This is a genomic window from Sedimentibacter sp. (genome assembly GCF_033447055.1).
GTDB lineage: Bacteria > Bacillota > Clostridia > Tissierellales > Sedimentibacteraceae > Sedimentibacter.
The window spans coordinates 1-8,341 of record NZ_JAWQJF010000048.1; the positions used below are offsets into that span (position 1 = coordinate 1).

The window sequence follows — 8,341 nt, forward strand, 5'->3', positions numbered from 1 at the left end:
TGATCAAATTTATTACATAAAAGAAAAAAGAAATTCAAGAATTGAAGACAGAATTCCATATGTAGCAAGCATTATTGAAGATAATGAAGTTGGTGTTGCGATTTATAGCATATCTGATGGCATAGTATTGAAATTAAATGAAAAATTTTTAACCTTTAGTAAAATACCACTTGGTAAGCTTGAAAGTTGCATAGGTGAAAAATACGAAAGAATATTTTCTTATTATGGAAAAAAATTTAGAAGCGCTTATTTAAGTATTGCTGAAAATGGGAAGCCATATCATTTAAAGGAAGTTAAATTCAAATCTCCAGGCGAAGGAGACACTTATTGGAATCTATCTTTTGTGCCAATAATTATAAAAGGCGAAAAAAAATACCTAGTACAAACTGTCACCGATGTGACTGAAAGAATTGTAAGCAGGAATATTATTGAAAAGCAAAAGCAAGAGTTGGAAGTCATTATAGAAAATATTTCTGATGAATTAATATTATTTAATAAGAATGGCGAATACATTAAAATGAATAAATTAGCAAGAGATAGAGCCATGTTTGATATTAAAACAGCGAAAAATATTGAACAAGCTTATGAGCAGGTTAAAATTTATGATATGTATGATAATTTAATTTTGATAGAAGATATACCATTAAAAAGAGTAATCAGGGGAGAAACGTTTTCTAATGTTAGAGTTATTAGAAAAAATAGCGACTATACACAATATACATCAATTAGCGGCACTCCAATATATGATGATGAAGGTAATTTTTTTGCAGGTGTTTTAGTAATGCGGGACATAACTGATGAAGTAAAATACGAAGAAAACTTATATATAAAAGCTCAGTATGATTCATTAAGCAGTATAATAAAAAACCTGGATTTAGGTTTTATCAGGCTCACATATCCACAACTTAATTTCGTTGGTTTAAATAATAAAGCTTATAATCAATTAAAACAAATTAACCCAAATATTGATTTGCAATCGTCCATTAAAGGTAAAAATTTATATGATGTTTTTCATGGAGAAGCTCATATGAAAGAATTGCTACATAATTCTATAAAAAACAACAGTTGTTTTGAAATCCGTAATTTTAATATTGATGGAGAAGATGTATTTAGTAAATTTATATACCAACCATTATATGGCTTAAATAATGAAATTGTGGAAATAGTAGTTTTTTGGATTGATATCACAGAAGAAGAAAAAGCAAGGAACATATTAGAGAATACATTAAAAATGCAGGAAGAAATATATTCAAATGTAGCACATGAACTTAAAACTCCGCTGAATGTTATTTTTTCGGCTAACCAATTACTGCTGATGTATTTAAAAAATGATTTATATGAAGAAAATAAGGGGAAATTTTATATCTACAGCAACAGCATTAAACAAAATTGTTACAGACTTACAAAACTTATCAATAATATAGTAGATTTATCTAAAAGTCAGGCAGGCTACTTTAAACTTAATCTAAGTAATGAAAATATTGTTGAAATTATTGAAAATATTGCAAAGTCAGTTTCAGAATATGTAAAGTCGAGAGGGCTAAGAATTGTATTTTATTCAAATGTTGAAGAAAAGATTATTGCTTGTGATCCAATTAGAATAGAGAGAGTTATGCTGAACCTCATTTCAAATGCAATAAAATTTTCTAATCCATCTGGTGAAATATACATAAATGTTTTAGATAAAGGAGAAATGGTTGAAATATCTGTTAAGGATACAGGTGTAGGAATTGAAAAGGAACATTTGAGTTTACTATTCAAAAAATTCTATCAAATAGATAAAACTTTATCTCGTAACGCAGAGGGCAGTGGTATTGGGCTATCCCTTACAAAATCAATAGTTGATTTACATGGAGGGGATATAAGAGTGGAGAGTGAAGCAGGCAAGGGAAGTACATTTAAAGTTGAGCTTCCAGCAAGAACAATAGAACATAAAAAGGCAAAAGAGCAAACTAATTATATTAACAATAAAATTGAAATGATAAATATCGAATTTTCTGATATATATACTAATGATTAATTGAAATTGCAGTTATAGCAGGGATATTTGTACCAATACCTCAGTTTGATGACAAAGAATAATTTCTGACCTCGTCATTCTGAGACGTAGTCGAAGAATCTCATCTTGTGAATGCTTTAAGAGATTCTTCACTGCGTTCAGGATTACTATAGATTCAGCAAATAAGCTAATTGTAGGTTCAAATTATACAAGGAGGGTAATATGCATAGTGAATTGAAAAAAATTATTGATGAAAGTGATAATATAGTATTTTTTGGAGGAGCAGGAGTTTCTACTGAAAGTGGTATTCCTGATTTTCGCAGTATTGACGGATTGTACAGTCAAAAATATAAGTACTCGCCTGAAACAATGATTTCTCACAGTTTTTTCATGAGAAACACAGAGGAATTCTATGATTTTTATAAAAATAAAATGATTTTTCTGAATGCAAAACCAAGTATGGCTCACATAAAACTTGCTGAGCTTGAAAAATTAGGTAAATTAAAAGCAATAATAACACAAAATATTGATGGGCTGCATCAAATGGCAGGAAGTAAAAATGTATTGGAACTTCATGGTTCTGTTTATCGTAATTATTGTATGAAATGTGGCAAGTTTTATGATGTAAATACTGTTGCGGAAAGCAAAAAGTACCAAAATGTAGTTGCGGAGGAACAATAAAGCCTGATGTTGTTCTTTATGAAGAAAGCCTAAACAGCGATATTATGGATAAGGCAGTAGAATACATAGAAAAAGCAGATGTCTTAATTGTGGGAGGCACTTCATTAGTTGTATATCCAGCTGCAGGACTTATTAATTACTACAATGGAAAAAAGCTTGTTTTAATTAACAAATCATCAACTCAATTGGACAGAAGAGCAGACTTGGTAATTAATGAAAACATAGGAAGCGTTTTTAAATAAAATATAAAATATTTTCATGTAATTATGAAATACAGGGGATTAAATGAGTAAAAAAATTAATATTTTTAATGGTTTGGTAATTTTATTTTTAATTTTAATTTTATTGTTCTATATTTATGACATCAATAATATGGAATACTTAAGTGATGAAGAAATTGAATGGCTAAAGGAACGAAATACGATTATATATGCCGCTAATGAAAATGCTCCTCCTCTTCGCTTTGTGGATGAAATAGATAATCAATACAAGGGAGTAGTGGTTGATTATATAAATCAATTATCTCTTGAAATAGGTGTAGATATTCAAACTGTGCCCATGCAGTGGGATTCAGCTTTGGAATCATTAAAAGTTGGAGAAACACATATATGTGATATGTTCATAAATGAAGAAAGAAGCAAATATTACTTGTTTACTGATCCTATTTATAATTTAAGGACAGTATTGCTTACACGATATAAAAGTGATTTTGATATAAATCAAATTGACACTATGAAAATTGCAACTGAAAAAGGATATTATGCAAATAATTATTTAAATGAAAATTACCCTAATGCAGAATTGGTCTATACTCACAATGTAGAAGAAGGTGTTGATTTATTTATTAGTGGTAAAGTGGATGCCGTTATAGGAGATGAACCTTTAATAACATATTTGTTAGTTGAAAGAAATGAAAACTTAAATCCTGAATACTATAATCAGATTTTGTATGAAGAAGAGGTTGTCTTGGCTGTTTCTAAGACAAAACCGGAACTGGTTTCCATTTTAAACAAAGCAATTTCACAAATAAATAAAAAGGGTCAGCTTGAAAAAATTCAGCAAAAATGGTTTGGAATTTCTACTCCGCTAATAACAAATAAAACAGATTCTGAAATAATCGAAAATATAGTTATTTTTGTAATAATAGCATGCATTATTTTTGTAATTATTGTTTTAAATAATTTGTCTCTAAAAAAGCAAGTTAAAAAAAGAACTAATGAATTAGAACACAGCCGAAATGAACTTCAAATAATATTTGATGGAATAACCGAATATATGCTTGTTATAGATCAAGACAGAAAAATAATAAATGGTAATAAGAGTATAGCTGATTTTTTAGGCATTTCCAGCGAACAAATGGTAGGACAAAACTGCTACAAATATATCAACAATTTCTGCAATGACTGCAGCAATTGTTTAGTTGAAGAAACTCTACTTAATCAAAAAAATATTAAAAAAGAAAGTATGGCGGGAAATGAAATTTATGAGATAAATGCTCAGCTTTTGAGGGGCGTTAAAAACACTGTTCTAATTACAATTAAAAATATTACAATAGATAAAATTAATCGAAATCAGATGCTTCAAACAAATAAAATGATTGCGGTTGGACAATTAGCAGCTGGCATGGCACATGAAATAAGAAATCCTTTAGGAATTATACGCACGCAAAGTTATCTTCTTAGAATAAGTGACAAAATAGATGAAGCAATGAATAAATCGTTGGATTATATAGATTCAAGCGTAAATCGCGCCAGCAATATAATTGATAATATTTTAAATTTTTCAAGATTTTCAAGCAACAAAAAAGAATCTGTTAATTTACAGCATATTATAGAAAAAATAATTGAAATGCATAATGATATAATTAAAAAGGAAAATATAAAAGTAAGTGTAACAAGCAACATAAAACAAGAAATGAACTTCAATTCAGAAAGCATTGAACATATAATGTTAAATTTAATATCCAATGCTGTAGATGCCATGGAAAATGGAGGTAATTTAAGTATAAGTGCAAATTTGGAAAATGATAATATAATAATTGTATGCGAAGATAACGGGTGCAGTATTGATGATAATAATATTCACAACATTTTTAATCCGTTTTTCACAACTAAGGAATTAGGTAAAGGCACAGGTCTTGGATTGTTTATTGTGTATTCTGAAGTTGAAAAGTTGGGTGGTAAAATAGATGTTCAAAGCAAGCTTGGAGAAGGAACAACATTTACAATTATTATACCTGTAGAAAGGAAAAACAATTAATGACTGGTTTATTTAAAATATTGATAGTAGATGATGATGCTGATTACAGAGAAACATATAAGATGCTTTTGTCAAAAAAAGGATATAATATTGATACAGCATCTTCAGCAGAGGAAGCACTGCAGATGTTGGATAAAGAATATTTCCCGTTGATAATCAGTGATATTATGATGCCTGGAATGAATGGCGTTGATTTTTTAAAGCAAGTAAAAAATTTATATGAAAAAAATGTTGAAGTAATAATGGTTACAGGTTACGGAAGTATTGAGACAGCTGTTCAAACAATGAAAACTGGAGCTTTTGGATATTTTATAAAAAGCCATAATCCAGAAGAACTCATAATGGAAATAGAAAAAGTTCATAAAATATATTCATTGCAAAGCATTAATAAAATAAATAAAAATAATGAAAAAAGCAAATATCTTTTTACCAGCAAGAATAAAGAAATGCAGAATGTTTACGAATTGGTTAACCGTGTTGCAACAAGTAATTCTAATGTTCTTATTACAGGAGAATCCGGTGTAGGAAAAGAAATAATTGCACAGATGATACATGAGAAAAGCAATAGAGCAAATATGCCTTTTATACCTATAAATTGCCAATATTTTTCTACAGGTCTAATTGAGTCTGAACTTTTTGGTCATGAAAAAGGTTCTTTTACAGGTGCTGCATCAAAAAGAATAGGACATCTTGAGGAAGCAAATGGCGGAACAATTTTTTTGGATGAAATTGGAGATATGGATGAGAGTACCCAGGTAAAATTATTAAGAGTATTAGAAACTAAGCAAATTGAACGAATTGGATCAAATACATTAATTGATGTTGATTTTAGACTAGTGACTGCAACTAATAAAGACTTATCTAAAGCTGTTGCTGATGGAAAATTTCGAGAAGATTTATATTATCGAATTAATACCATAGAAATAAAAGTACCTCCATTGAGAAGGCGAAAGGAAGATATTGAAGATTTAATATATTTTTTTATAAACAGGTTTAACAGAGAAATGGGTAAGGGTATTAAAAATATAGATGAAGAAACAAAATATAATTTATTAAATTATAGATATCCAGGCAACATAAGAGAGTTAAAAAACATTATTGAAAGACTTGTAGTATTGTCAAGAGATGGCATTATAAAGGAAGATATATTTAATGATAATAAAGTATCAAACATATAAACTGATGAAATAGAAATCACTACATATAAAAAAGCTAAACAAAATTTTGAAAAGAAATATATTATACAAATATTGAAAAGTTGCAATAATAACATAACTCATGCAGCTAAATTAATGGAGATAAGCAGAAGACAATTATTTAACAAAATAATCGAAAATGATTTGAAAGATTTTTTAAATTAATTAAACGGATAGGAAAAAAAGTGCTAGGAAAATATTTTCCATGAAGAAAATATTTTCCTAGCGCTTTTTTATATTTATGGCGAATTTTTAATATAATATAAATACAAAATATTGGCATACATTTTGCTATATTAATGTTGAACTTAATAAAAATTAAATAAATTGGAGGCAATATTATGGAATCACAGGGTAAAAAACTCTAGTTTTATGGTGGTGAATGGATGTCATTTATTCCATTCGTGGTATTTTTAGTTTTAATAATTACAACAACATTCCATTTTGGATCAATTTCTGATGGAGCTTTATGGGTACCAGCTTTTATGGCAATTATTGTTGGCTTTTTCTTTGCAAAAAACAAATCTGATTTTGCTAATGCAGTAATAGACGGTATGGCAAGTAAGGAAGCAATAATTCCTGTTGTATGCTGGTTGTTTGCAGGTGTTTTCTCAAGAATTTTAAGAACATCAGGTTTAGCATCAGGTATTGCAGGTGTAGCTGCCGGCATGGGAGTTAGCAGCACAGCATTTGTAATTGTTTCGTTTATCGCATCAGCAGTATTTGCAACAGCATCAGGTACAGGTTTTGGAACAATTGCTGCCGGAATGGGTGTTTTGTATCCGGCAGGTGTCGCTCTTGGAGCAAATCCAGCACTTATGGCCGGAGTTATAATATCCGGCGGAGCATTTGGAGATAACTTGGCACCTGTATCAGATACAACTATTTGTTCTGCAACATCACAAGGTGTTGATGTTCCTGGAGTTGTTAAATCAAGATTGAAATATGCTTTGGTAGCAGGTGCTGTAACAATTGCATGTATATTAATATTTGGTTCAGGCAATGGAACTGCAGTAGCAGCAGCGACAGCATATGCATATGATTCAAAAACATTATTAATGTTAATTCCGGTTATAATCACAATTATTATAGCTGTAAAGACAGGTGATATTATTATAGCAACTACAATTGGTTCTGTGCTTGCAGCTGCAACAGCAGTAGCAGCAGGGTTGTTCGATGTAGTTCAAATTGATGTTGCTGAAGCAGTAAAACCTGCTTTGCTGACAGTATCTGGAGAAGGTCTGGACCGTACTGTTGGTGGCGTTATCTATGCAGGATTAAACAGCATGATACAGGTTTGTATTTTGGCACTTTTGCTGTTTGGTTCCATTTCAATAATGAGACGCGGCCAAGGAGATGTAAAACTGTTAAATGCTCTTGGTAAAGTTGCAAATACAAGAATTGGAGCTGAATTTACAATCTCAGCTATGGTAATTTCTCTTTCTGCTTTAATGGGATTGAATGCACCAGCAATACTTGCAGTTGGATCTTCTTTTGCAAAACCATTGGGAGAAAAGCATGGAATAAGCCCATATAGAGTTGCGAACTTATTGGATGCTCAATCAAATACATTGTGTTATGCATTACCTTGGACACCGGCAATGATCTATACTTTGGGTTTTGCAGCTGACAGCAGTGCACCACTTGTTGCAACACAAGTTATGCCATATGTATTTTATTCATATGCAATGCTTGCAGTAATGTTTTTAAGTATAATTTTAGGCATTGGTCAAAATGACAATATGGGTAAAAGATTAAAGGAGAAAAAAACAGCTTAGTATGAAAATAACTGGAATACAATTTTTGTATTCCAGTTGAAAAATATATAAGGAAGTGTATTTTTAAATGATAAAAAAAGGCGAATGGGTTTTAATTCATAGAAATGTTTTAGAACCATCACAAAGAGCACCGCAAGTACCGGACGATACGAAGAAAGTTCCGTTGGAATTGTGGGTAAAAGGATATTTGCAGGAAGATGCAAATATTGGAGACGAAGTAACAGTAATGACGAGAACAAAACGAACAGAACGAGGAACATTGTTAGAATCAAATCCATATTACAAACACGATTACGGTAAATTTGTTCCCGAACTTTTGAAAATAAGCAAACAAGTAAGAGAAGTTTTATTTGGAGGTGCTGACAATGAATAAAGATATGAGTTACCAGGCAGTTACATCCAGAAAACCAGAAATAATGAAACAATCA

The 8,341-nt window shown here is 30.3% G+C and carries 6 protein-coding genes and 1 pseudogene; all 7 read left to right on the forward strand.

What is annotated here, in order from left to right; all coding sequences use genetic code 11:
• Positions 1-2,020 (forward strand): ATP-binding protein (locus tag SA378_RS03000; protein WP_318524509.1); only part of this gene is annotated, 2,020 nt, incomplete at its 5' end.
• Between the two features lie 201 nt (positions 2,021-2,221).
• Positions 2,222-2,922: pseudogene (locus SA378_RS03005) on the forward strand (NAD-dependent protein deacylase).
• A 43-nt stretch (positions 2,923-2,965) separates the two neighbouring features.
• Positions 2,966-4,939: a transporter substrate-binding domain-containing protein gene (locus SA378_RS03010; RefSeq protein ID WP_318524510.1), complete on the forward strand. Its 1,974-nt coding sequence runs from the start codon at positions 2,966-2,968 to the stop codon at positions 4,937-4,939.
• Positions 4,939-6,117, forward strand: a complete 1,179-nt coding sequence (locus tag SA378_RS03015) for a sigma-54 dependent transcriptional regulator (RefSeq protein ID WP_318524511.1) — start codon at positions 4,939-4,941, stop codon at positions 6,115-6,117. Before SA378_RS03010 ends, SA378_RS03015 begins: the two co-directional genes overlap by 1 nt.
• 15 nt (positions 6,118-6,132) lie before the next feature.
• A complete protein-coding gene (locus tag SA378_RS03020) occupies positions 6,133-6,300 on the forward strand; it encodes a helix-turn-helix domain-containing protein (protein ID WP_318524514.1) in 168 nt (55 codons plus the stop codon).
• A gap of 221 nt (positions 6,301-6,521) precedes the next feature.
• A complete protein-coding gene (locus tag SA378_RS03025) occupies positions 6,522-7,913 on the forward strand; it encodes a Na+/H+ antiporter NhaC family protein (protein ID WP_318524512.1) in 1,392 nt (463 codons plus the stop codon).
• Between the two features lie 67 nt (positions 7,914-7,980).
• The gene (ortA, locus tag SA378_RS03030; RefSeq protein ID WP_318524513.1) at positions 7,981-8,286 is read left to right on the forward strand and encodes a 2-amino-4-oxopentanoate thiolase subunit OrtA; all 306 of its coding nucleotides are present in this window, start codon (positions 7,981-7,983) and stop codon (positions 8,284-8,286) included.
• Positions 8,287-8,341 lie beyond the last annotated feature (55 nt).